26 protein-coding genes are annotated in these 21,367 nt (G+C 67.2%); 11 read left to right on the top strand and 15 right to left on the bottom strand.

Going from position 1 to position 21,367, the window contains the following annotated elements:
- Nucleotides 1-27 precede the first annotated feature (27 nt).
- Complete coding sequence (locus Q1J79_RS12215; protein WP_300300667.1) at nt 28-600, top strand: HdeD family acid-resistance protein; 573 nt, start codon at nt 28-30, stop codon at nt 598-600.
- 5 nt (nt 601-605) lie between these two features.
- Here Q1J79_RS12215 and Q1J79_RS12210 read toward each other — a convergent pair whose 3' ends face one another.
- The 3 genes from Q1J79_RS12210 to Q1J79_RS12200 are packed head-to-tail and all read right to left on the bottom strand — an operon-like array spanning nt 606 to nt 3,517.
- A complete protein-coding gene (locus tag Q1J79_RS12210; RefSeq protein WP_300300665.1) occupies nt 606-2,102 on the bottom strand; it encodes an ATP-binding protein in 1,497 nt (498 codons plus the stop codon).
- Nucleotides 2,095-2,820, bottom strand: a complete 726-nt coding sequence (locus tag Q1J79_RS12205) for a response regulator transcription factor (RefSeq protein WP_300300663.1) — start codon at nt 2,818-2,820, stop codon at nt 2,095-2,097. Before Q1J79_RS12205 ends, Q1J79_RS12210 begins: the two co-directional genes overlap by 8 nt.
- Nucleotides 2,804-3,517 (bottom strand): hypothetical protein, encoded by a 714-nt coding sequence (locus Q1J79_RS12200; RefSeq protein WP_300300661.1) that lies wholly within the window; start codon nt 3,515-3,517, stop codon nt 2,804-2,806. The genes Q1J79_RS12205 and Q1J79_RS12200 overlap by 17 nt, the downstream gene beginning before the upstream one ends.
- 109 nt (nt 3,518-3,626) lie before the next feature.
- Here Q1J79_RS12200 and Q1J79_RS12195 point away from each other — a divergent pair, with 109 nt between their 5' ends.
- From Q1J79_RS12195 to Q1J79_RS12185, 3 genes are all read left to right on the top strand, one after another.
- Nucleotides 3,627-3,896: a glycine zipper family protein gene (locus Q1J79_RS12195; RefSeq protein WP_300300658.1), complete on the top strand. Its 270-nt coding sequence runs from the start codon at nt 3,627-3,629 to the stop codon at nt 3,894-3,896.
- A 155-nt stretch (nt 3,897-4,051) separates the two neighbouring features.
- Nucleotides 4,052-4,582, top strand: a complete 531-nt coding sequence (locus Q1J79_RS12190; protein WP_300300655.1) for a hypothetical protein — start codon at nt 4,052-4,054, stop codon at nt 4,580-4,582.
- Nucleotides 4,583-4,639: 57 nt separating this feature from the next.
- On the top strand, nt 4,640-4,846 hold the full coding sequence (locus Q1J79_RS12185; RefSeq protein ID WP_300300652.1) for a hypothetical protein: 207 nt from the start codon (nt 4,640-4,642) through the stop codon (nt 4,844-4,846).
- A gap of 27 nt (nt 4,847-4,873) precedes the next feature.
- Here the strand turns inward: Q1J79_RS12185 and Q1J79_RS12180 are convergent, their stop codons facing one another.
- Genes Q1J79_RS12180 through Q1J79_RS12170 form a run of 3 tightly spaced genes read right to left on the bottom strand, consistent with a single transcriptional unit; the run spans nt 4,874 to nt 6,740 of the window.
- Nucleotides 4,874-5,521 (bottom strand): LysE family transporter, encoded by a 648-nt coding sequence (locus Q1J79_RS12180; RefSeq protein ID WP_300300649.1) that lies wholly within the window; start codon nt 5,519-5,521, stop codon nt 4,874-4,876.
- A 41-nt stretch (nt 5,522-5,562) separates the two neighbouring features.
- Nucleotides 5,563-6,129 carry a phosphonate metabolism protein/1,5-bisphosphokinase (PRPP-forming) PhnN gene (gene phnN / locus Q1J79_RS12175; protein WP_300300646.1) on the bottom strand — a complete coding sequence of 189 codons (567 nt, stop codon included), beginning with the start codon at nt 6,127-6,129 and terminating at the stop codon, nt 5,563-5,565.
- A 56-nt stretch (nt 6,130-6,185) separates the two neighbouring features.
- Entirely contained in the window at nt 6,186-6,740 is a 555-nt protein-coding gene (locus Q1J79_RS12170) for a histidine phosphatase family protein (protein ID WP_300300643.1), read from the bottom strand.
- A gap of 78 nt (nt 6,741-6,818) precedes the next feature.
- Here Q1J79_RS12170 and Q1J79_RS12165 point away from each other — a divergent pair, with 78 nt between their 5' ends.
- From Q1J79_RS12165 to Q1J79_RS12155, 3 genes are all read left to right on the top strand, one after another.
- Entirely contained in the window at nt 6,819-7,367 is a 549-nt protein-coding gene (locus Q1J79_RS12165; protein ID WP_300300640.1) for a hypothetical protein, read from the top strand.
- 59 nt (nt 7,368-7,426) lie between these two features.
- Nucleotides 7,427-8,005, top strand: coding sequence for a PAS domain-containing protein (locus Q1J79_RS12160; protein ID WP_300300637.1), 579 nt, complete (start codon nt 7,427-7,429; stop codon nt 8,003-8,005).
- A 155-nt stretch (nt 8,006-8,160) separates the two neighbouring features.
- Nucleotides 8,161-9,348 (top strand): urate hydroxylase PuuD, encoded by a 1,188-nt coding sequence (locus Q1J79_RS12155; RefSeq protein WP_300300634.1) that lies wholly within the window; start codon nt 8,161-8,163, stop codon nt 9,346-9,348.
- Here the strand turns inward: Q1J79_RS12155 and Q1J79_RS12150 are convergent.
- The 7 genes from Q1J79_RS12150 to Q1J79_RS12120 all read right to left on the bottom strand — a co-directional run bounded on the left by Q1J79_RS12150 (nt 9,345) and on the right by Q1J79_RS12120 (nt 15,050).
- Entirely contained in the window at nt 9,345-10,148 is an 804-nt protein-coding gene (locus Q1J79_RS12150; protein WP_300300631.1) for a hypothetical protein, read from the bottom strand. The genes Q1J79_RS12155 and Q1J79_RS12150 overlap by 4 nt on opposite strands.
- Before the next feature lie 11 nt (nt 10,149-10,159).
- A complete protein-coding gene (locus Q1J79_RS12145) occupies nt 10,160-10,633 on the bottom strand; it encodes a nucleoside deaminase (protein ID WP_300300628.1) in 474 nt (157 codons plus the stop codon).
- A gap of 2 nt (nt 10,634-10,635) precedes the next feature.
- Nucleotides 10,636-10,989: a hydroxyisourate hydrolase gene (uraH, locus tag Q1J79_RS12140; protein WP_300300625.1), complete on the bottom strand. Its 354-nt coding sequence runs from the start codon at nt 10,987-10,989 to the stop codon at nt 10,636-10,638.
- Nucleotides 10,990-11,002: 13 nt separating this feature from the next.
- Complete coding sequence (gene uraD / locus Q1J79_RS12135; protein WP_300300622.1) at nt 11,003-11,515, bottom strand: 2-oxo-4-hydroxy-4-carboxy-5-ureidoimidazoline decarboxylase; 513 nt, start codon at nt 11,513-11,515, stop codon at nt 11,003-11,005.
- A gap of 67 nt (nt 11,516-11,582) precedes the next feature.
- A complete protein-coding gene (locus Q1J79_RS12130) occupies nt 11,583-12,941 on the bottom strand; it encodes a serine hydrolase (RefSeq protein ID WP_300300619.1) in 1,359 nt (452 codons plus the stop codon).
- Nucleotides 12,942-13,021: 80 nt separating this feature from the next.
- The gene (locus Q1J79_RS12125; RefSeq protein WP_300300616.1) at nt 13,022-13,687 is read right to left on the bottom strand and encodes an energy-coupling factor ABC transporter permease; all 666 of its coding nucleotides are present in this window, start codon (nt 13,685-13,687) and stop codon (nt 13,022-13,024) included.
- Nucleotides 13,688-13,784: 97 nt separating this feature from the next.
- Nucleotides 13,785-15,050 carry a glycerate kinase gene (locus Q1J79_RS12120; protein WP_300300613.1) on the bottom strand — a complete coding sequence of 422 codons (1,266 nt, stop codon included), beginning with the start codon at nt 15,048-15,050 and terminating at the stop codon, nt 13,785-13,787.
- Nucleotides 15,051-15,181: 131 nt separating this feature from the next.
- Between Q1J79_RS12120 and Q1J79_RS12115 the strand changes: the two genes are divergently transcribed.
- From Q1J79_RS12115 to puuE, 3 genes are all read left to right on the top strand, one after another.
- Complete coding sequence (locus Q1J79_RS12115) at nt 15,182-16,426, top strand: allantoate amidohydrolase (protein ID WP_300300610.1); 1,245 nt, start codon at nt 15,182-15,184, stop codon at nt 16,424-16,426.
- A gap of 76 nt (nt 16,427-16,502) precedes the next feature.
- Nucleotides 16,503-17,678: an ArgE/DapE family deacylase gene (locus tag Q1J79_RS12110; protein WP_300300706.1), complete on the top strand. Its 1,176-nt coding sequence runs from the start codon at nt 16,503-16,505 to the stop codon at nt 17,676-17,678.
- A 4-nt stretch (nt 17,679-17,682) separates the two neighbouring features.
- Nucleotides 17,683-18,657, top strand: coding sequence for an allantoinase PuuE (gene puuE, locus Q1J79_RS12105; protein ID WP_300300607.1), 975 nt, complete (start codon nt 17,683-17,685; stop codon nt 18,655-18,657).
- Between the two features lie 6 nt (nt 18,658-18,663).
- On the opposite strand, the gene Q1J79_RS12100 is transcribed toward puuE, so the two are convergent.
- Nucleotides 18,664-19,272, bottom strand: a complete 609-nt coding sequence (locus tag Q1J79_RS12100) for a TetR/AcrR family transcriptional regulator (RefSeq protein ID WP_300300604.1) — start codon at nt 19,270-19,272, stop codon at nt 18,664-18,666.
- A 129-nt stretch (nt 19,273-19,401) separates the two neighbouring features.
- Between Q1J79_RS12100 and Q1J79_RS12095 the strand changes: the two genes are divergently transcribed.
- A complete protein-coding gene (locus tag Q1J79_RS12095) occupies nt 19,402-20,142 on the top strand; it encodes an SDR family NAD(P)-dependent oxidoreductase (RefSeq protein ID WP_300300601.1) in 741 nt (246 codons plus the stop codon).
- Between the two features lie 34 nt (nt 20,143-20,176).
- On the opposite strand, the gene Q1J79_RS12090 is transcribed toward Q1J79_RS12095, so the two are convergent.
- A complete protein-coding gene (locus Q1J79_RS12090) occupies nt 20,177-21,031 on the bottom strand; it encodes a GntR family transcriptional regulator (RefSeq protein ID WP_300300598.1) in 855 nt (284 codons plus the stop codon).
- Nucleotides 21,032-21,367: the final 336 nt, after the last annotated feature.

Raw genomic sequence — 21,367 nt, 5'->3', positions numbered from 1 at the left:
ACCGAATGACAGAGCGAAGGAAAACCGATGGTTGAACGCATGCCGCCGGGCAGCCTCGCCCCGATGCCGCGCCGGCTGTGGTGGCTGATCGTGCTGCGCGGCATCGCCGCCCTGCTGTTCGGCCTGATCGCGATTTTCTGGCCCGGCGTCAGCCTGGCCCTGCTGGTCATCATCTTCGGCGCCTATGCGCTGGTGGACGGCACCATCACCCTGATGCTGGCCCTGCGGCGCGCCAGCACCGATCCGACCCGCGGCCTGCTGATGCTGACCGGAATCGGCAGCCTGCTGCTGGGCCTGGTCTGCGTGCTGTGGCCAGAGGCCGCCGTCACGCTGCTGATCTACCTGCTGGCGGCCTGGATTATCCTGTTCGGCATCATGGCCATCGCCGGCAGCCTGCGCATGCGCCGTCAGGTTGGTCCCGACTGGCCGATCAGCAAGGGCGGCATGCTGCTGGTCGCGGTCGGCATCCTGCTGCTGTTTTTTCCGAATGCGGTGGCGGTGGCGGCCACCTGGGTGATCGGCGCCGCTGCGTTGCTGGTCGGCCTTGGCCTGCTGGCATTCGCCTGGCGCCGCTATCAGCAGGACAGCCTAGTGCTGTAAGCCGCTCAGCCGAGCGGCAGGCCCAGCGTGACGATGAAGCCGCCGCCCGGGCGGTTCGCTGCCTCGATGGTGCCGCCGACCGCTTCCATGTTGCGTTTCGCCAGCCACAGCCCGAGGCCGAAATTGGGCAGCGCACCATCATGGCGGCTGCGGTCGCGGAACGAGACGTGGCGATCGAAGATATGCGGCAGCAGGACGGGATCGACGCCTGGCCCGTTATCGGCCACGACGATCAGCACGCGCCTTGTGCCACGATGCAGGGTCACCGTCACCACGCTGCCGGCCGGGGCGTAGCTGAGGGCATTCTCGATCACCTGGTCCAGCGCCGCGGCGATCAGCCGGCCGCCGAGCGGGGCGCTGGCCTCCATGTCGGCCGCGACGCGCAGCGTGACATTGCGGGCCGTGGCATCGGAAGCATGGACATCCGCCACATCCTCGATCAGGGCCGCCAGGTCAACGCGCTCACGCGGCGGATCGAGACGGTCGGCCACGGCATCGTCCAGATGGCGGGTGGCGCGCACCAGACTGTCGAGCCGCTCCAGCGCGCCATCAATGGCCATCAGGGCCTGCTGGCTGCGCTGGTCGTCGCCGGCGACGCGGCTGCGCAGCGGCACGATGGCCTGCCTGATCGTGCCCAGCGGCGTCTTGAAGGCATGCACGCTTTCCTCTGCTGCGAGGCGCAGCTCGCTGGCGGTCGAGCGCAGCGAATCCTCCATGCGGTCGAAGGCATTGGCCACCGGCTCCAGCTCGGGGATGCGGTTGCGCTGGGCGAACCGGCCTTCGATGCGGCGCTCGGCGACGGCGCGCGCCGTCGCGGCGAAACGCAGCAGGCCGCGGCTGAGATCAAAGGCGATCACCAGCACGATGGCGGCGAAGATCAGATAGATCGCGGCGGCGATCTGCACCTCCGGCGCCTGCCAGTATGGCTTGCCGAGGCGCTGTTCCGCCGAAGCGGCCAGGTCGCTGGAAATCACCAGGGCCCAGCAGCCGCGCGCCGTGCGCACCGGCGTGATCGAGGTGATCAGCTCGGCCTGTCCGCCGGCGCGATCAACCCGCAGGGCCAGCGGCAGGTCGCCGCTGCAGGAGCGCTCAAGCTGGGCCAGGACGCCGGCATCGGCGAGATGCTGCTTTTCGTATTCCAGATCGGACGGCATCACCGGAGGCGCCGAGGCCACGTAGAGGAAACCCGCATCGGCCGGCCCCTCATGCGGGCGGAACAGCAGGCGCAGGCTGACGCCGTCGGTCTGGAAACGGGCCAGCTCCTCGCCCAGCCGGAACAGCGGGATCTGGTCGGCACGCTGCAGCCGCTCCTCCAGCACGCGGCCGACCGTCAGCCCTTTGACGCGGATGCTTTCCAGCAGCAGGCTCTGACGGTCCAGATCGGCCTGGCGGAAGGTGATGTAGAGAATCGCCGGCAGGGCGATGAACAGCGCAAGGACGATGAGGGCGCGGAAGGTCAGCGAGCGCCAGATGCGGTGCAGCCTGCGGCCTGCTTCAGCCATGGCGCCAGCGATAACCGAAGCCGGGATAGGTTTCGATGGCATCGAAGTCCGGATCGAGGTCGCGGAATTTCTGCCGGATGCGCTTCACCATCGCCCGCACATTGGCGCGATAGCCATCGGGGCCCTGGCCGGCCTCGAAGCCGACGCCGCGCACGACATCGTAAATCTCGCGATAGCCGACATCGCGGCCGACCCGCTGGGCCAGCAGTTGCACCACCTTGAATTCGCCGTGGGTCAGTTCGACCTGGGCGCCATTCCAGGCCACGCGCGCGCTGGCAACGTCCAGCAGCAGCCCGCCGCCGCCCACCGGCACCGGGGCATCGCCGGCCGCCGGCGCCTTGGCCGCCAGGGCGATGCGCAGGCGCTGCAGGATGATGGCGAAGCTCTTGGCCTTGTCGACGAAATCCACCGCGCCGAGCTTGAGGCCCTTTTCCTCGAAAATCGGCTGGTTGAGACCGGTGAGGAAAATGACCGGCAGGGCATGGCCGGCGGCGCGCAGCTGTTCCAGCGTGGCCGGCCCATCCTGTTCCGGCATCTGCCAGTCGAGCAGCATCGCGGCGGCGCGGTTGCCCTGGGCAAACCAGTCCAGCGCGGCGGCGCCGCCATCGAAGGTGATGGCGCGATAACCGGCCTCGCGCAGGTTGGCCGATACGGTGTCGCGGAACAGCGCATCGTCGTCGACCACGGCGATCAGCAGGGTTTCAGCGGCGCTCGGCATCGCGGGCTATCCTGGACAGGCATTGCTCGGCGGCGGGACCGGCCGGCGCCGCGCCATTCACCTCGTATTGCAGGGTATAGAAATCGTTGCGGGCCGTGTCGAAATACAGATAGGCCGCCAGGCGGCAATCGCCATTGCCGAATTCCAGGACCCGCGCCGGCGCCGCTTCGCGCTCCGCCACCGGCATGCCGAAATGGCGCTGCAGTTCATCGCGATTGAGGCCGATGATCGTGATCGGCGACACCGGTACGACTTGCGGCGCGGGCTGCGCTGTCGGCTGTGCCTGTGGCGCCGGCTTGCGGGTTGGCAGCGGCGCCGGCCGCGCGACCGGCTTCGCCTCTGGTCCCGGCGCTGGTTCGGAAGGCACAGGCACAGGCGGCGGCGCCGTGATCCGCGGCCCCGGAGACAGCATGTCACAGGCTGCCAGCATGACCGGTAGGGTCACGATAAAAACCGCAGTGAATGGATGGCGGATGCGAATCGGCATGTCCGGGACGATACGCAAGCCGCGGTGACGGGGAAAGACACGAGATGCTCGTTTCCTGAATTCCGCGAAAACAACTACAAGGATTAAACCTGTAAACTCAATAGTAATTCCTGTGATAATCTTGTGATGCAGCTGGGATATACTTGTGACCTGTGCAATAAAACCGGGGCCTTCCCAAATACCCGTTGCTGAATACTTCGGGATCGCCAATCTTCACTGCGAATAACGGCCCTCCCGGCCTTCCCAGACTTCGCCGCCCGGCTTTCCCCGGGTGGCGGGCATGACCGGAACGGAGCCGTCCTGCCAGAAGGAGGCACCCATGACGATGACCCCGACCACTCATCCGGCCACCGCCCGGATCGCAACCCGGCTTTCAGCCCTCGCCCTGGTCGGCCTGGTCGCGGCAGGTTGCAACGGCATGAACGACCAGCAGCAGCGGGCCCTGTCAGGCGGCGCGTTGGGCGCGGCGGGCGGCGCGGTGATCGGCGCGGTGACCGGCAGCACGGTGACTGGCGCCCTGATTGGCGCGGCAGCCGGTACCGCCGGCGGCCTGCTCTATCACGAGTCCGAGAAGAGCAAGAAGAAGTAGGAGCTTAACGGTTTTACGGTTTAGCGGAGCGGCGCGTCATGCCTGCCTCAACCCCACAGTGGAGCACCCCCTCCACTGTCGCGCCGTGGCCTGGTCGCCGACCCACCCTCGGCCTGGCCGCTGCCATCGTTGCCTCGGTGTTATCCGGGGCAGCGATGGCTGATCCGCTACCCCATGACCCGCTTGTTGTCGCCGGCATGCAACTGCGGGCACCAGGCGTTTTCCGCGCCCCCTATGCCGTTTATTCGGCCACCTATGGAATCGAGCGCGGCACCTGCGACCGCCGTTTGGTCGCCCGCGACATCGCCAGCCAGCGCGCCATGACCCAGCGTGGCGCATCACCGGCGCAAAACCCGGTACAGCCCGTTGCCGCCGGCAGCCCGCTGACCTACCAGGGCGCGCTGCTGCGTGACAGTCCAGTTGGCCGCGGCATGGATGCCGTCGATCTGGGCTGCGTCGGCCGCATCCTGGAATATGCCCCGGATCGTCTGACGGTGCGCTGGTATGGCGCCGATCATGCCGGACTGGATGGTCCGGCCTATGCCCTGACGCCACTCGCCACCTTCGAGCGCGACGGCCTCTATTGCCGGGATTATCGCACCGTGGCGACCCGCGACGGGCGCGACGAGCAGAATTATGGCACCGCCTGCCGCCGCCCCGATGGCGTCTGGCAGAAAAGCGGCTGATCCGGCGCAGGATCGAATGACTTCACCCGTGTTTCTCTCGCCGCCATGGAGGCGATCATGCTGACCAACACATTGTTGCTGTATATGACCCAGGAAGCCCTGGCCAAGGCCCGCGCCAGGCTGGCCGCGGCCCGCCGGCACGATGGCGAATTGCCGCCTGTCGAGGCGCAGGCCAGGCCGCGGGCGGGTTCAGCGCGCCGCCGCGCCGTCTACTGGCGGTATGAAAACCCAGAACTTCGCCAGCAGGCGGCGCTGCATAACTGACGCGGCGCCGATGCGTGGCGTGCGCGGCTAGCCGCGCACGCCCTCAATGACTAAGCGGATGCCGAGCAGCGCCATCACGCCGCCGGCGGCGCGGTCGATCCAGTGCTTGGCGTTTAAGTAAAGCGCGCGCGGCCGGCCGGCCGAGAAGGCGATGGCCACCAGGGCATACCAGCCGCATTCGACCAGGAACACCGCCGGCGGCAGCAGGATGGCAAGCCAGGGCGGCGGCGCGGCCGGCAGCAGGGCCGCGAAGATGCCGGCATAGACCACGGCGGTTTTCGGATTCGACAACTGGGTCAGCAGGCCGACCGAGAAGGCGCGGAGGATGCCGCGCCCAGTAGCGCCATCGGTCGCGCCATCGGCGGCAACCGCCAGCGGCTGTTTCGCGCCGCGCCACAGCCGGGCGGCCAGCCAGCACAGATACAGCCCGCCGGCAACCTTGAGCCCGAGATAGAGCCAGCCGACCTGCGCCAGCAGCGCGATCAGGCCCAGCAAAGCCAGACCGGCGAAAACCGCGCCGCCAATGCCCATGCCGAAGGCGGCGGCCAGTCCGGCCGGTCGGCCGGCGGCAATCGCCGTGCGCGCCACCAGTACAAAACTCGGCCCCGGACTGGCAGCGCCGAGCGCGATGGCAACGATGATGCTGAGCAGGGGGAGCAGGATATGGATGTCCATGGGCGGCGACTCCATCGAGGGATGGCTTACAGTATGGCCGGTCAGGCCGGCTTTTGCAGCAGGGCGAGGAAATTCTGCACCGTGTCGGCGAGCGGACCGTCGTTGTTCAGGATCGCCACGTCGTCGCCGCTTAAACTGAAGGCGGCGGCGCGGCTGAGGCGCTCTTCGATCTCGGCCGGGCTTTCGCGGCCACGCTGCTCCAGCCGGCGGCGCAGCACCCCGGGCGAGGCGGTGATCCCGATCACCAGCAGGCCGGGATATTTGCGCCGCGCCTCATCGATGCTGCCGCGCGAGACATTCACCACCACCTGCCGCCCGGCGGCCAGATCGGCCTCGATGCTTTTGGGGATGCCGTATTGCAGGCCATGGGCCGGCCAGTGCAGGGCGAAGTCGCCCTTGGCCGCCATCGCCACAAAATCCGCCGCGCTGGCCGGGATGTAATCCTCGCCACCCAGCCCCGGCGCGCGCGTCACCACGCGGCGCGGGAACACCACGGCGGGGTCATCTTTCAGGGCGGCCCGGGCGCCATCCAGCACGCTGTCCTTGCCGACCCCGCTGGGGCCGACCACCAGGACCAGACGGCCGGGCCTGCGATGCTCGTGTTCCATGGTCTCATGGCATAGCCGGCGCAGGGCAACCGCGCAATGAAGGTGGTGCGGAAGGGCTAGCCGGCCGGCAGCCGCCCCAGCACCGCCAGTCCGTCCCGCGCCAGCACGACCATCTCGCCGCTCTGCGGATACAGCCCGGTCATCGCCGTGATGACCACCTGATGCGTCACCAGCACGGCCGGCCGCCCCGGCGGCAACGCGGCAATCAGTTCGCGCAAAGCCGCGGTTTGCGCCGGCGCCCGGCTGGCATCGCCGAAAAAGGAATTCAGCGATGCTGCGGTTTCCGCCGACCCGAGGCCGAGGCCGGTTGCAGTATCGCGGGCGCGGCACCAGGCACTGCTCTTCACCACCGCTGCGGTAATGCCGTTGCCACGGAACGCCGCGCCGACACGCCGCGCCTGGGCATGGCCCTCGGCCGAGAGGTTGCGCTGGGTGGCGCAGTCATCGAGGCGGAAGCCGGGCGGATCGCCGGTGCCGGGCGCCACGGCATGGCGCATCAGCGCCACGGCACGGCCCTCGCGCAGGGCCTGCCACAGATTTTCATTGGCCTGCGCCGGCAGAACGACACAGGCCAGCAACACAATGGCGATACCCTGCAGCAGAATCCGCATGCCCTCGTCCTCCGGCCCGTGCGGACTAAGTGATAGGTCGGATGGCGCTCCAGACCATGCCGGGAGGGGCAAAACATCGTGAGCCTGCCGGTTGCCGAAACGCTGAAACTGATCCTGCGCCCACCGGCGCGGACCGTTCTGCCGCGCCATGGCCGCCTGTCCGGCCTGTTCATCGCCCTGCAGGCCGATCCGCCGCCCCGGCCCGCGCATGAGATCGAGGACGAGATCTGGGCGATCTGGACCGGTCACGACGATCCCGCGCTGGAGGCCCGCATGCAGCGCGCCATCTCGGCCATCGCACGGCGCCGCCTGACCGAGGCCGAGCGCCTGCTCGGCGCCCTGACGCAGGATGCGCCGGACTGGGCCGAGGCCTGGAACAAACGCGCCACGCTGCATTACCTGGCGCAGCGCGACGCGGCCAGCCTGGCCGATATCCGCCGCACCCTGGAGCTGGAGCCGCGCCATTTCGGCGCCATCTGCGGCTTTGCCCAGATCTGCCTGCGTCAGGGCGAACTGGCCGCCGCCAACGAGGCCCTCGCCGCGGCACTGAGCCTCAATCCGCATCTCGACAGCGTACGCGCCATGCTGGCGCAACTGGCGCCCGAACCACCGCGCCGCCTGAACTGACGCCCCTTGCGGCGCCCCGCCAAGACCGCCAAGCTGGACCCGCAGCGAGGGAAACCAGCGTGATCGACCTCACCGTCATCGATGCCATGCGCGACGAACTGGTGGCGGGCGGCCAGTCGCGGCTGACCGCGCCCTTCCTGGCGCTGGGCCTGCGTTCCCCGGTGGTGCGCTGGAATCCGGCACCCGACGACCTGCCGACTGAGCAGCTGCCTTTCATGCTGCGGCACTGGCAGGCCCTGCGCGACCGCCATGGCAGCGTGCGGCCGGAGCATATCGATCCCTTCGAGTTGCGGCCGGTGCTGGGCTATGTGCTGCTGCTGGACGTGCTGGACGATGGCACGGACTACCGCTACCGCCTCTATGGCAGCGAGGTGGCCCGCATCGCCGGCTTCGACATGACCGGCAAGCGCACCTCGCAGATGGTGACCGGCTCGCTGGCCAGCAATTTCTACCTCGCCATCTATCGCGCCATGCTGCTGCGGCCCGAGCCGGTCTACAGCTGGCACGAGATGCCGATGGAGATCACCATCAACAACTGGGACCGCATCGTGCTGCCGCTGCGGGATGGCGAAGGCCGCATCACGCGCATCATCACCTGCAACGTGCCCGGCATGCCGGTTCCCGCGCCGCCATGCTGACCACGCCCCACAGGCAGCAGGTAACAAGCAGCGGCCGGTCGGCCGGCAAAATTGTACACAATCCGGGTTGACGATCCTGCCCCCGCTCGTTACGGCTTGACCCCGCTGCCACGCCGCATAAGGACCGTTTCCCGGCGTGGCCTGAGGGGAAAAGCATGATCGACCTGGCCCTGGAATGGCTCAATCTGGTGCTGCGCTGGATGCACCTGATCTTCGGCATCGCCTGGATCGGCTCGTCGTTCTTTTTCGTCTGGCTCGACAATTCATTGCGCAAGGGGCTGGACCAGCAGCCCGGCGTTCTGGGCCAGGCCTGGCTGATCCATGGCGGCGGCTTCTATTTCACCGAGAAATACTCGGTCGCGCCGCCGCAGCTGCCCGCTGAGCTGCACTGGTTCAAATACGAAGCCTATTTCACCTGGCTGTCGGGCTTTTTCCTGCTTGGCGTGCTGTATTACGTCGGCGCCGATCTCTACCTGATCGATGCGAAGGTGCTGCCGATGGAGCGCTGGCAGGCCATCGGCCTCAGCCTCGCCTCGCTGGTGCTGGGCTGGGTGGTCTACGATCTGCTGTGCAAGTCGCCGCTGGGCAAAAACGACGCGGCTTTGGCCGTTGTCGGCTTCGTGCTGCTGGTCGCCGCCGCCTGGGGCTATACCCAGGTGTTTTCGGCGCGCGCCGCCTACCTGCATGTTGGTGCCCTGATCGGCACGATCATGACCGCCAACGTGGCGCATAACATCATCCCCAACCAGCGCAAGGCGGTGGCGCAGATGCTGGCCGGCCAGGTGCCCGACCCGAGTTACGGCAAGCAGGCCAAGCAGCGCTCGCTGCATAACAACTACCTGACCCTGCCGGTGCTGTTCGCCATGATCAGCAACCATTACCCGGTCACCTACGGCCATCCCTATGGCTGGGTGATCCTGGCGGTGGTGATGATCATCGGCGGCCTGGTGCGGCATTTCTTCAACCTGAAGAACCAGGGCCGCGGCCAGCGCTATGAATTCCTTGGCCTGGCCTTCGCGCTCACGGTCGGGCTGGTGTTCTTCAGCCAGTGGGACCCGCGCCGCCAGCAGCTGGCCGGCGACGTGACGCTGGAGGACGTGCAGCGCGTGGTGGCCGCGCGCTGCGTCGCCTGCCATGCGGCGCGGCCGACCTTCGACGGCATCGCCGAGGCGCCCAAGGGCGTGATGCTGGAAACCCCGGAGCAGATGCGCCGCTTCGCCGCGCTGATCAACCAGCAGGCGGTGCGCAGCGAGGCGATGCCGCCGGGCAACGCCACCGAGATCACGGATGAAGAACGCGCCATGCTGGGCGCCTGGATCGCGGCCGGTGCAAAACTGGACTAAGGCAGCACCTTCAGCCATTCGGTGATGATGCCGACAACGGCGTCATCCAGACCGGCGAAGCCGTGATATCCATCGGCTTCGCATTCCTCGCCCTTCTTGTCGGCCTGGCCGCCTTTGAGCATCTTGATGTCGACACGCGGCGCCGCCGTCAGCAGCGCCTTGAACTGCGGCGTGGCGCTGGCTGGCGTGTAGATGCAGGCATCGCTCTCATGCGCCACCAGCAACACCGGCATGGTGATCGCCTCGGATTTGACCATGCGCTGTACCGAGGGCTGCCGGGCATCGGTCTGCATCAGCATCCCGGAGGTGATCACGATGGCATCGGGTTTCTGTGCACCCTGCAGGCGCGCGGCGGCATTGGCGGCGCTGAGCGCGCCCCGGCTCGTGCCAATGAGATAAACCTTTGGAGTTTGCTTACGCAGGATTTCCACCAGGACCCCTATGTCGGCCGCATGCTCGGCGCTCCACCGGTATCCATCCCTCACACCGCCATTGGGTCGCTTGAAATCCTCGGCTACATCCGGCGCTGCCACCACGTATCCGGCCATGGCATAACTCCCGCGGGTCCGTATCAGCTGGTTTCGCGTCAGGTCCCTGATCCGGCCGTTATCGTCGATATCAAGTCGCCCGCTGCCGCCAGCCAGCACGATAACGCTGCCAAGCACAGGCAATGCCGACTGGCTGATATGCACGCGCATTTCTGTATTACGTACGGGGATGCGGCCAAACCTGTCCTGGGTCGCATGCGCCGGCATGACGATCGCCACGACCAGAAGCAGGAAGCCGGGTAAATGGCGCATGGCCAGTTGCCTCAATACGGCACCTTGTCGGGCTTGGCGTCCCATTCGCGGAACACCGCCAGCGCTTCGTCGCGCAGGATCTGCTCGCATTGCAGGGTGCGGCGTTCGCGCGGCAGGGCGAGCTGGCGGTAGAGGAAGGCATCGTCGAAATTGATCGCCGCCGCATCGGCCTGTTCGTTGGCGTAATAGACCTTGTCGATGCGCGCCCAGTAGGTGGCGGCCAGACACATCGGGCAGGGCTCGCAACTGGCATAGAGCACCGCGCCCTTCAGGTCGAAACGCCCGAGTTTTGTGCAGGCTTCGCGGATCGCCGTCACCTCGGCATGGGCGGTGGGGTCGTTCGAGGACGTAACGCGGTTCCAGCCCTCGCCGACGACCTCGCCATCCAGCACGATCACCGCGCCGAACGGCCCGCCATCGCCGGCATTCATATGTTCGCGGCTTAAAGCAATCGCGCGGCGCATGAAGGCGGCATGGTCGGTCATGATCAGGACCCCCGGTAGGTCGAGAAGCTCCAGGGCGAAACCAGCAGCGGAACGTGATAATGCCCGTCGGCCTCGGCCATGCCGAAACGGATCGGCACGGCATCAAGGAAAGCCGGCTGCGGCAGCGCCGCGCCCGCCCGGCGGAAATACTCGGCAACATGGAACACCAGCTCATACTGGCCGGGTTTGAAATCCTCGCCGACCAGCAACGGCGCGTCGGTGCGGCCATCGGCATTGGTGACCACCGTTTTCACCAGCCGGCGCGCGGCGCCATCCAGCGCGTAGAGTTCCACGGTCACGCCGGCGGCCGGCTTGCCGTTCATGGTGTCCAGCACATGGGTGCTCAGGCGGCCCATTCATCTCTCTCCTTTACTGGCCCAGCAGCGCTTCGAGCCGGATGCGGGCGATCCTACCCACCTCCGATAGCGCCGTGGTGAATTCAGTGACGCGATCGTTGCCGATCCGCTGTTCGAAGGCGGCGAAAATCTGCGCCTTGCGGCGCAGCTTCACCGCGATGATGAAGGGAAAACCGTGTTTCTCCAGATAGGTCGCGTTCAGCATCTTGATGCGCGCCTTTTCCTCTGGCGTCAGGCGCGTCAGGCCGACGCTGTCCTGCTCCGAGGTCGAATGCGCCGTCAGCGTGCCGGCATCGGCCTCCTTGCCGGCCAGTTGCGGATGGGCGCGCAGCAGCCTGAGCTTTTCTTCGTCGCTAGCGGCCCACATCGCCGCCACCATGGCGCCATGCAGGCTGTCGAAGCTGGAAAACGGCCGCTGGCCGGCAACACGCTCAGGCACCCAGGGCGAATGCTCGAAAATGCCGTTTAAGCTCGCCACGAAATCGGCCGTGGACATGCGGTTGAGATCGGCCAGCGTATAAGTCACGGCTGCACAGGCTCCTTGTCGTTGCCCTTCTATAGCGTATCCCGCATGACCAGGGCCAGCGGCCGGCTCAGTGCGAAAGCTTCGGGAAAGCCGCCTTCACGCCACGCCACAGGGCGGTTGCCTCCGCGGCGCGCGGATCGCGCGCGCCGGGCCGCACGGCGGTATGCACCATCACCAGCCGGCGCGACGGATCGATGAAGACCGCCTGGCCGCGTACGCCCAGCAGGGCGAAGCTGCCGTCATTGTCGGGGAAGATCCAGGTCTGAAAGCCATAGCCGAACCAGCGCCCGGTCTGCGCGCTGGTGAAATGCGGCTTCGTCGCCTCGCGCAGCCAGGCCTCGGGGATCACCTGCCTGCCGCCCGCGCGCCCGCCATGTGCCAGCAGCATGCCAAAGCGGGCATAATCGCGCAGCACCGCGTTGAAATGGGCATAGGTGACTTCCTGGCCGGAGGTATCAACCACCCAGCTGGCATCGGCCTCGGCGCCGATCGGCTGCCAGATGCGCTCCGACAGATACTCGGCGATCGGCCGCCCGATGGCGGCGCGCAGCACCAGCCCGAGCACCTGGGTCTCGGCGGAGGCGTAGGACCAGCGCTCGCCGGGTGCGGCGATCCGGTCGTTGAACTGGCGCACGGCCGCGCTGCCGCCACGGGATTGCGGATGCAATACGGCATAGGTAAGCCGGCTGACATCGTCGCGGCCGTTGTATTCCTCGGTGAAACGCACACCCGACGACATGGTCAGCAGGTGCCGGATCGGCGTGCGGCCATATTCGCTGCCCGCCAAGGCCGGCACATAACGTTCAGCCGGATCGTCGATCGAGGCGATGGCGCCATCGGCGACAGCCAAGCCGACCAGCATGGCCGTTACCGTCTTGGCCATCGAGAAGGAGGTCAGCCGGTGGCCGTCATTGCGGGCATACTGATAACGCTCGAAATGGATGGTGTCGTCCTGGGCGATCAGCAGCCCGGTCGCGGGATTGCGCTGCAGATACTCTTCGATGGTGAAACGGCGGCCGCCGGATTGCGGCGTGGCATAGGTGATGGCCGGCACGGTCGCCGCCCGTTGCCAGACCGAGGTCATGTCGCCGCGGGGCACGCGATGGGCCGGCAGGATCTGGTCGAGGCGCGAGAAGCCATCGACGCTGTGGGTCGGTTGCCACCAGGTTCGCCGGCTCGCCCGCGGGAAGGCGCCATCGGCATCGGTGAAGCTGGCCAGGTCGGGGCCGCCGGGATTGAAGCCGACGCCCGGCAGATGCGATGGACCATCTGCCACGGAGGGCGGCGCGGCCGCCGCCGGGCCGGGCGACTGCATCTCGCGGCAGCCGGCGAACAGGATGACCGGCAGCAGCAGGGCCAGGCGGAACAGGGCCGGGATGAGCGAGACCGGGCTGGATGGGACCGGATGGAAGGGGGCGATGTTCATGCGGACGGACCGGCGAAAGGGTTCCGCCAGCATGACGCGCCGGCCGGCCGGGTCAAGCCCGGCCGCGCCCCTTCAGGCGGTCAGGCCAGGCGCAGGCGGCCGATCTCGGAATAACGCTGCACCAGCGCCCGGCTCCGCCAGCGGCCGATCACCGTCACCGCGATGAAGGACAGCATGGCCTCCAGCAGGAAAACCGGCAGATAGGCCAGCGTCCAGCGCGCCCAGTCAGCGCCCGAGGCCTGGCCGGTCGAGAGCAGCAGCCAGAAGCCGACCATGGCGGCCACGCCGGCGTAATAGGTCGCATCCAGCCGCAGCACGCGCAGCAGGGTGAAACGTTCGGCCGTATCCACGGCAAACAGCCGGCGGCCGAAGCTGGCATGCATGGCCACCAGCGGCAGGCCGAGCGACAGCGTGTTGACGCCCAGATGCAGCAAATCCTGCGGTTCGAACAGAACGGCCTGCAGCAGTAGCCCGAGGCCGAAGCCCAGCAGCGTGGGTGTGAAGCCGAACAGCAGATAGACCGTGGTGGCGCCGATCAGGTGCAGTTCCGACGGCCCGACCGGCAGATGCCAGACCTGCATCAGCACGGAAAACACCGAAGCCGCCAGAATCGTTTTCACGACCTGTTGCATGATCTGTTGCGGCGCGCGGATCAGGCCGCGCGCCTGAGTCGCCAGCAGGCCGGCCGCGGCGAGATTGGCGCCGGCGAGACGTGCCGCGTCGATGATGCCCGGTTCGATATGCATGACCAACTCCGTCTGGACTGATTCGGTTCGGAGCATGAGAAACGAGGCGCGCACCGACGGCAAGCATCGCGGCGCCGCCTTCGTCATACTGTCGAGTCTACAGGATCAGAATCGCGCGGAAATCGTTGACGTTGGTCAGAGTCGGGCCGGTGGTGACCAGCCCGCCGGCGGCCTGGAAAAAGCCGTAGCCGTCATTGTCGGCCAGGCAGGCTTTCGCGTCGATGCCCTTGAGCGCCGCGCGCAGCATGCTGTCGGGTCGCAACAGCGCGCCGGCATTGTCCTCGCTGCCATCGATGCCATCGGTATCGGCGGCCAGCGCGTAGATATTCTCGGCGCCATCCAAGGTCACGGCCAGGGCGGTGAGAAATTCGGCATTGCGCCCGCCACGGCCCTTGCCGCGCAAAGTCACCGTGGTCTCGCCGCCCGACAGCAGCACGCAGGGCGCGGCAGAAGGCTGGCCATGGCGACGCACCTGGCGTGCGATGCCGGCCATCACGGTGGCCACCTCGCGCGCCTCGCCCTCGATGGCATCGCCCAGGATCACCGGCATGACGCCAGCCGCGCGCGCCACGTTTGCCGCCGCTTCCAGCGCCATCTGCGGCGTGGCGACCAGGATGGTTGCGGTATTGGCGAAGGCCGCATCGCCGGGTTTGGGCGTTTCTCCTTTGGCCGCCTTGAGATGCCTCTGCACCGCCGGCGGCAGGTCGATGCCGTATTTCTCGATCACCGCACGGGCATCGGCGAAGCTGGTGGGATCGGGCACGGTCGGCCCCGAGGCGATCACCGCCGGATCGTCGCCCGGCACATCGGAGATCAGCAGCGAGACCAGCCGGGCCGGCGCAGCGGCGGCAGCCAGCCGCCCGCCCTTGATCGCGGAGAGATGCTTCCGCACGCAGTTCATGTCCGCAATGTTGGCGCCGGATTTCAGCAGGGCCTGGTTCACCGCCTGCTTGTCGGCCAGCGACAGGCCCGGCGCCGGCAAAGCCAGCAGGGCCGAACCGCCGCCCGAGACCAGGCAGATCACCAGATCGTCCGCGCCCAGGCCCCGCACCTTGTGCAGGATCAGTTCGGCTGCCTTCTCGCCGGCGGAATCGGGCACCGGATGTGCGGCCTCCACCACCACGATGCGTTCGCAGGGCAGATCGTGGCCGTAACGCGTCACCACGATGCCATCCAGCGGCGCATCCCCAGGCCAGTGCCGCTCCAGCGCCTGCGCCATACTGGCGGCGGCCTTGCCGGCACCCACCACCACGGTTTTCCCCTTTGGTGGTTTCGGCAGGTGTGGCGGCAGGCAGATTGCCGGATCAGCGGCGGCACGCGCCGCGTCGAACATCGCTTTCAGCAGTGTTTCGGGATCAAACATCGGTTTTCCACAATTCCCCCGTACACTCATGGCTAATCCATGCCGCCAGACTTGGCCAGAGGCGGGCGGCGGTGTTATCGTCAGGAAACTGTATACAATCCCCAGCCGACATTTCCGCAAGGATCGCATTCATGGCCGCGAATCGTTTTGCCGACCGCATGCTGGCCCAGCTCGACGAACTGGGCCGGATCAGCGAAAGCCCCGACTTCCTCGTCCGCACCTTCCTGGTGCCCGAGCAGAAAAAGGCCCATGAACGCGTCGCCGAATGGATGCGCGAAGCCGGCATGGAGGTGGAGCATGATTCGGCCGGCAACGTGGTGGGCCGTTATGCCGGCACCGACCCGAAGCTGCCTGCGCTGATGACCGGTTCGCATCTCGATACCGTGCGCAATGCCGGCAAATACGACGGCATGCTGGGGGTGATCGCGCCGATCGCCTGCGTGGCCGACCTGCATAGACGTGGCAAGCGGCTGCCCTTCACGATCGAGGTGGTGGGTTTCGTCAACGAGGAAGGCACCCGCTTCGGTTCGTCGATGACCGGCAGCCGCGCCATCGCCGGCACTTTCGATCCCGCCATCCTGGAGGTGAAGGACCGCCAGGGCATCAGCATGGGCGAAGCCTACAAGACCTTTGGCCTCGATCCGCACAAGGTGGGCTTCTGCGCCCGCAAGCCGGGCAGCATCGCCGCCTTCGTGGAGCTGCATATCGAACAGGGCCCGGTGCTGGAAAACGAGGGCCTGGCCTTGGGCGTGGTGACGGCGATCTCCGGCGCCCGCCGCCTGCGTGCCGAGATCACCGGACTGGCGGGCCATGCGGGCACCGTGCCGATGGGCCAGCGCCAGGATGCCCTGGTGGCGGCGGCAGAGATCGTGCAGTTCATCGAGGAACGCTGCACCGGCACACCGACGCTGGTGGGCACGGTCGGCATGCTGGAAGCCCTGCCCGGTGCGATGAACGTGATTCCGGGCAAGGCGGTGTTTTCCATCGACATCCGCGCCGGCGAGGACGATGTGCGCGATGCGGCGGTGGATGCCGTGCTGCGCGAGATCGAGATGGTCTGCGCCCGCCGCAAGCTGACCTTCACGGTCACCGAGCTGTACAAAAGCACAGCCACGCCCTGCCATCCGAAGCTGATGGATCTGACCGAGGCTGCCATCAAGGCCCAGCATGTGCCCACCATGCGGCTGCCGTCAGGGGCCGGCCACGATGCCGCCACGCTGGCGCCGCTCTGCCCGGTGGCGATGATGTTCATGCGCTGCACGCGCGGCATCAGCCACAATCCGCTGGAAGCCGTGCTGGCCGACGACGTGGAGCTGGCGACCCGCGCGCTGCTGCATTTCATCGAGCATTTCGATCCCTCCTTCGCTGCCAACTGAAAACGAGTTCTCCATGCCCCTCGACAAGGCCGCCATCACGGCCATCCACGATTTCATTGCCACCCAGCAGGGCAACATGCAGAGCCTGCTGGCCGAGCTGGTGAAGGTGCCCTCCGACAATCCGCCGGGCGATTGCGCGCCGCATGCCAGACGCGCCGCCGAGCTGCTGGAGAAACTGGGCTTCACCGTCGAGCGCCATCCGGTGCCCGACGACCTGGTGAAGCAGAACGGCATGATCTCGTGCACCAACCTGGTGATCCGCAAGAAATTCGGCAGCGGCGGCCCGGTCGTGGCGCTGAATGCCCATGGCGACGTGGTGGCGCCCGGCGAGGGCTGGAGCGTCGATCCTTACGCGGCCGTGGTGAAGGACGGCGTGATGTATGGCCGCGGCGTGGCGGTGTCGAAATCCGATTTCGTCACCTATGCCTATGCCCTGCTGGCGCTGGAGCAATCCGGCGCCAAGCTGAACGGCACCATCGAACTGCACCTGACCTATGACGAGGAAGCCGGCGGCGCCATCGGTCCGCAATGGCTGATCGAACAGGGCATCAGCAAGCCGGACTATGCCTTCTCGGCCGGTTTCAGCTATGCCGTCACCACCGCGCATAACGGCTGCCTGCATCTGGAAGTCACCGTCAACGGCAAGTCGGCCCATGCCGCCCGCCCCGATACCGGCCATGACGCGCTGGAGGCGGCGACAAAGGTGCTGACCGCGCTCTATGCTTATCGCGACACGCTGTCGGGCATCCACTCCAAAACCGAAGGCATCACCTCGCCATCGCTGGTGGTTGGCCTGATCAAAGGAGGCATCAACACCAACGTGGTGCCCGATAAAGTCTCGCTGCGGCTCGACCGCCGCATCATCCCGGAAGAGAACCCCGAGCAGGTGGAGACTAACCTGCGCAATCTGATCGCCCATGCGGTGCAGGACCTGCCGGGCATCACCGCCCATGTCAGCCGCATCATGCTGGCCCGCCCCTTCGGCATCGTGCCGGGCGTGGAAAAGCTGATCGATATCCTGACCCGCAACGCCACCGAGATCATGGGCAAGCCTGTGGGCACGGAGGGCATCCCCTTGTACACGGACGCGCGGCATTATTCGGCCGCCGGCATCAAGACCGTGCTGTATGGCGCCGGCCCGCGCAACCTGCTGGAAGCCAACGGTCACCGCGCCGATGAGAAGCTGGCGCTGAGCGACCTCTACAAGGCGACCGAAGTGGTGGCGCGCACCCTGGCCGAATTGCTGGGCTGAAGTGATGGCAAGGAAAATCGTGAAAAAGAAAAAGACCACCGACATCGTGGCCAAGGCGCTGGGGCGCAAACCCTATCCGCGCGACCTGAAGGGCTATGGTCCCAACCCGCCCGATCCAAAATGGCCGAATGGCGCGCGCGTGGCGGTCAGCTTCGTGGTGAATTACGAGGAAGGCGGCGAACGCAGCATCCTGCATGGCGACAAGACCTCGGAAGCCTTCCTGCATGAGGTGCCGGGCGGCGTGCCGCGCGAGCGGATGCGCGACGAGCAGGTGGAATCGGTCTACGAGTATGGCAGCCGCGCCGGACTGTGGCGCATCCTGCGGCTGTTCGCCGAGCGCAGCATCCCCTTCACCTCCTGGGCCGTGGGCATGGCCGTGGCGCGTTACCCGGAAGCGGCGGCCGCGATGCACGAACAGGGCCATGAAGTGGCCAGCCACGGCTGGCGCTGGTTCGACTACAGCAAGGTGCCGCTGGCCACCGAACGCGCCCATATGAAGCTGGCGATCGAGGCGATCAAACAGGCCACCGGCGAACGGCCGCTGGGCTGGTATACTGGGCGGTTGTCGTCGAACACGCTCAAACTCGTCGCCGAGGAGGGCGGTTTCGCCTATTGCTCGGATTCCTACGACGACGACCTGCCCTACTGGACCCGCATCGGCAAAAAGCCCCTGCTGATGCTGCCCTACACCTTCGATAACAACGACATGAAGTTCGGCCAGTTACATGGTTTCGCCACCGGCGAGGATTTCTACAGCCATGTGAAGGATGCCTTCGACATGCTCTATCGCGAGGGGCAGGACGGCGCGCCGAAGATGATGACGGTGGCGCTGCATTGCCGGCTGATCGGCCGGCCCGGCCGCGCCGCCGCTTTGGCGCGGCTGATGGATTACATGCAGCGGCACGAGAAAGTGTGGTTCGCCCGCCGCATCGACATCGCGCGCCACTGGATGCAGGCGCATCCGTTTAAGGGGGCATGACGACTTCTATCGGGCCTTCTTCCCCACCATACCGTCCCAGGCGGCCATGGCGGAGTCGACGGTGGCAAGCAACTGCTTTTTCGTGGCGCCGTCGCGCGCCTGGATCGACATGCCCTGCAGCAATGTGGCGTAGAAAGCCGCCATCGCCATCGCATCGGTGCCGGCAGGCACGTCGCCGGTGGCGATGCCGCGCCTGATCCGGGCGGCAAAGGCATCCAGCGCACGGCGCCGCGTCGTGCTCATCAGGCCGCGCACGCTCTTGTTCTCGGGCGCGCCGACGATGGCGGCCAGCACCGCCATGCAGCCCGGCGGGTGGGCCGGATCGACATAATTCACGGCATGAAACCGCAGCATGGCGGCGAAGCCTTCACGGGCGGTCGGCGCCTCTTCGAGCAGCCGGCGCGGCGCGGCGCCCTCGGCCTGCTGGTAGAGCTCAAGCGCCTCCCCGAACAAGGCCTCCTTGCAGCCGAAGGCGGCATAGAGGCTGGGCGCGTTGATACCCATGGCTTTGGTCAGGTCGCTCAGCGAGGTCGCCTCGTAGCCGCGCTGCCAAAACACGCCCATCGCCGCCTTCAGGGCGGCGGCACGGTCGAAGCTGCGCGGACGGCCGGCCATATCCGGTTCCTGCCTTTCCATTCCGATTCTGTAGCAGACGATAAATAATTCGGTTGACCCGCCCCTGCAAGCTCCCTATCTGTCGCCCTCCATTCTGTATCGATCACTAAATAAATGGAGACACCAGACATGACCGAGCTTTCGGGCAAGACCGCCTTCGTCACCGGTGCCAGCAGGGGCATCGGCGCCGCCATCGCGCTGAAACTGGCCGAATCCGGCGCCGATATCGCGCTCACCTATACCGCCTCGCCCGACAAGGCGCAGGCGGTGGCGCAGCAGATCGGCAAACTGGGCCGCCGCGCGCTGGCGCTGCAGGCCGATGCCGCCGATCCGGCCGCGTTGAAGGCCGCCATCGACAGGACGGCGGCGGAATTCGGCCGCATCGACATCCTGGTCAACAATGCCGGCATCGCCGAATACGGCGCGCCGCAGGACCACGACCTGGCCGCCATCGACCGCATGCTGGCGATCAACACCCGCGCGCCGTTCCTCGCCGTGCAGGCGGTGTTGCCGCACATGCCCGATGGCGGTCGTATCGTCAGTATCGGCTCCTGTCTGGGCGAAAACGTGCGCTTCCCCAGCATCACGCTTTATTCGATGAGCAAGGCGGCGCTGAACGGCATGACGCGTGGCCTGGCGCGCGACCTCGGCCCGCGCGGCATCACCGTGAACGTGGTGCAGCCCGGCCCGATCGACACCGACATGAACCCGGCCGACGGCGAGAGTGCCGCCGCCATGACCGCGCTGACCGCGCTGGGCCGTTACGGCAAGCCGGACGAGATCGCCGCCACGGTGGCCTTCCTCGCCAGCCCGGGCGGCGGCTACATCACCGGCGCGCAGATCGCCGTGGATGGCGGCACCAATGCGTGATCGCGTGATGTGAGCGCAACTGGCCGCCGCGCGGTCAGCGCCGCGTGGCGGCCAGTTGCGCGAACACGTCCTGCAGGTCGACCGGCCGGCGCTTGGCCGCGGCGAGGTCGAGGCCGTCTTCCAGCCGTTGCAGATGCTCTTCCATGTAGCGCACGGCGCCGGCCACGTCATGGGCGGCGAGTTTATCCAGCAGCGCGCCATGCTCGGCATGGCTGCACATGGCGTTGCCCGGCGCCTCGTAGACCGCGATGATCAGCGAGGTGCGCGAGATCAGCGCGCGCAGGAAGCCGCTTAAAGGCTCGTTGCCGATCAGCCTGGCCAGCTCCAGGTGGAATTCGCCCGAGAGCCGGATGGCGCTGCTGCGGTCGCGCTGCTTCTCAGCGTCATGCTCGCGGGCGACGAAGCGGCGCAGGGCGGCGAGCTGCGGCGCGGCGATGCGGCGCGCCAGCTCGGCGGCAATGCCGGTCTCCACCACGCGGCGGGCGGCGAACACCTCGCGCGCCTCCTGCACGCTGGGCTTGGTCACCGAGGCGCCGCGATTATGCTGCAGGGTCACCAGGTTTTCATGCGACAGCGCCAGCAGCACCTTGCGGATGCGCGTGCGGCTGACGCCGAAGGCCTTGGCCAGCACGTCCTCGGGCAGCTTGGTGCCCGGCATGATGATGTGGTCGACGATGGCGGTGTAGACGCTGTCGTAGATGGTGACATCGTCGATGGCGCCGGCACGGCGGCTGGGCGCCGAACCACTGGCCGCCGAACTGCTCCCTGCTGCGCCGCCGCGCCGCCGCGGCACCGCCTGGGCCTCGGCGGCGGTGATCTTGCGGCCAGCCTGCGGCGCAGCCCTGGGCGGTCGCGCCGGCTTCGCCGGCTTCACCGATGTCTGCGGCATGTATGCGTCCACCCCATCCCGCGGCCCCATTCGCGCCGGTCACCGAATCGACCATCGAATCGGCCGGACAATCCTGTGCCAGATTGTATACGGTTGACCGATTCACGGTCCAGCGCGGCGGGCTGACATCCCCAGGCATGGGCCAGGCATGGGATTGGCGCGGGATTGGCGCAGCCGGCAGAACGGGTTACACACGACCGGCCATGAGCCAGACCACCCCCGCCCCCCCATCGACCACCCCCCTCCGCCCCGCCCCGCTGACCTCGGCCGTGGCCGCCGGCCTGCTCTCGGCCTTCGTCGGCTTCGCCTCGTCGTTTGCCGTGATCCTGCAGGGCC

The sequence above is a fragment of the Ferrovibrio sp. genome, assembly GCF_029255545.1.
Classification (GTDB): Bacteria; Pseudomonadota; Alphaproteobacteria; order Ferrovibrionales; family Ferrovibrionaceae; genus Ferrovibrio.
This window is presented reverse-complemented; position numbering and strand designations above follow the sequence as displayed.

What these genes read in the sequence shown, in the direction of transcription:
- uraH (WP_300300625.1), bottom strand. Translation starts at nt 10,989, where the DNA reads ATGGGCCGCCTGAGCACCCATGTGCTGGACACCATGAACGGCAAGCCG.
- Q1J79_RS12215 (WP_300300667.1), top strand. Translation starts at nt 28, where the DNA reads ATGGTTGAACGCATGCCGCCGGGCAGCCTCGCCCCGATGCCGCGCCGG.
- Q1J79_RS12125 (WP_300300616.1), bottom strand. Translation starts at nt 13,687, where the DNA reads ATGCATATCGAACCGGGCATCATCGACGCGGCACGTCTCGCCGGCGCC.
- Q1J79_RS12115 (WP_300300610.1), top strand. Translation starts at nt 15,182, where the DNA reads ATGGCCGCGAATCGTTTTGCCGACCGCATGCTGGCCCAGCTCGACGAA.
- Q1J79_RS12145 (WP_300300628.1), bottom strand. Translation starts at nt 10,633, where the DNA reads ATGACCGACCATGCCGCCTTCATGCGCCGCGCGATTGCTTTAAGCCGC.
- phnN (WP_300300646.1), bottom strand. Translation starts at nt 6,129, where the DNA reads ATGGAACACGAGCATCGCAGGCCCGGCCGTCTGGTCCTGGTGGTCGGC.
- Q1J79_RS12205 (WP_300300663.1), bottom strand. Translation starts at nt 2,820, where the DNA reads ATGCCGAGCGCCGCTGAAACCCTGCTGATCGCCGTGGTCGACGACGAT.
- Q1J79_RS12170 (WP_300300643.1), bottom strand. Translation starts at nt 6,740, where the DNA reads ATGCGGATTCTGCTGCAGGGTATCGCCATTGTGTTGCTGGCCTGTGTC.
- Q1J79_RS12210 (WP_300300665.1), bottom strand. Translation starts at nt 2,102, where the DNA reads ATGGCTGAAGCAGGCCGCAGGCTGCACCGCATCTGGCGCTCGCTGACC.
- Q1J79_RS12090 (WP_300300598.1), bottom strand. Translation starts at nt 21,031, where the DNA reads ATGCCGCAGACATCGGTGAAGCCGGCGAAGCCGGCGCGACCGCCCAGG.
- Q1J79_RS12130 (WP_300300619.1), bottom strand. Translation starts at nt 12,941, where the DNA reads ATGAACATCGCCCCCTTCCATCCGGTCCCATCCAGCCCGGTCTCGCTC.
- Q1J79_RS12190 (WP_300300655.1), top strand. Translation starts at nt 4,052, where the DNA reads ATGGCTGATCCGCTACCCCATGACCCGCTTGTTGTCGCCGGCATGCAA.
- Q1J79_RS12110 (WP_300300706.1), top strand. Translation starts at nt 16,503, where the DNA reads ATGCAGAGCCTGCTGGCCGAGCTGGTGAAGGTGCCCTCCGACAATCCG.
- Q1J79_RS12155 (WP_300300634.1), top strand. Translation starts at nt 8,161, where the DNA reads ATGATCGACCTGGCCCTGGAATGGCTCAATCTGGTGCTGCGCTGGATG.
- Q1J79_RS12100 (WP_300300604.1), bottom strand. Translation starts at nt 19,272, where the DNA reads ATGGCCGGCCGTCCGCGCAGCTTCGACCGTGCCGCCGCCCTGAAGGCG.
- Q1J79_RS12150 (WP_300300631.1), bottom strand. Translation starts at nt 10,148, where the DNA reads ATGCGCCATTTACCCGGCTTCCTGCTTCTGGTCGTGGCGATCGTCATG.
- Q1J79_RS12095 (WP_300300601.1), top strand. Translation starts at nt 19,402, where the DNA reads ATGACCGAGCTTTCGGGCAAGACCGCCTTCGTCACCGGTGCCAGCAGG.
- puuE (WP_300300607.1), top strand. Translation starts at nt 17,683, where the DNA reads ATGGCAAGGAAAATCGTGAAAAAGAAAAAGACCACCGACATCGTGGCC.
- Q1J79_RS12180 (WP_300300649.1), bottom strand. Translation starts at nt 5,521, where the DNA reads ATGGACATCCATATCCTGCTCCCCCTGCTCAGCATCATCGTTGCCATC.
- Q1J79_RS12195 (WP_300300658.1), top strand. Translation starts at nt 3,627, where the DNA reads ATGACGATGACCCCGACCACTCATCCGGCCACCGCCCGGATCGCAACC.
- Q1J79_RS12185 (WP_300300652.1), top strand. Translation starts at nt 4,640, where the DNA reads ATGCTGACCAACACATTGTTGCTGTATATGACCCAGGAAGCCCTGGCC.
- Q1J79_RS12120 (WP_300300613.1), bottom strand. Translation starts at nt 15,050, where the DNA reads ATGTTTGATCCCGAAACACTGCTGAAAGCGATGTTCGACGCGGCGCGT.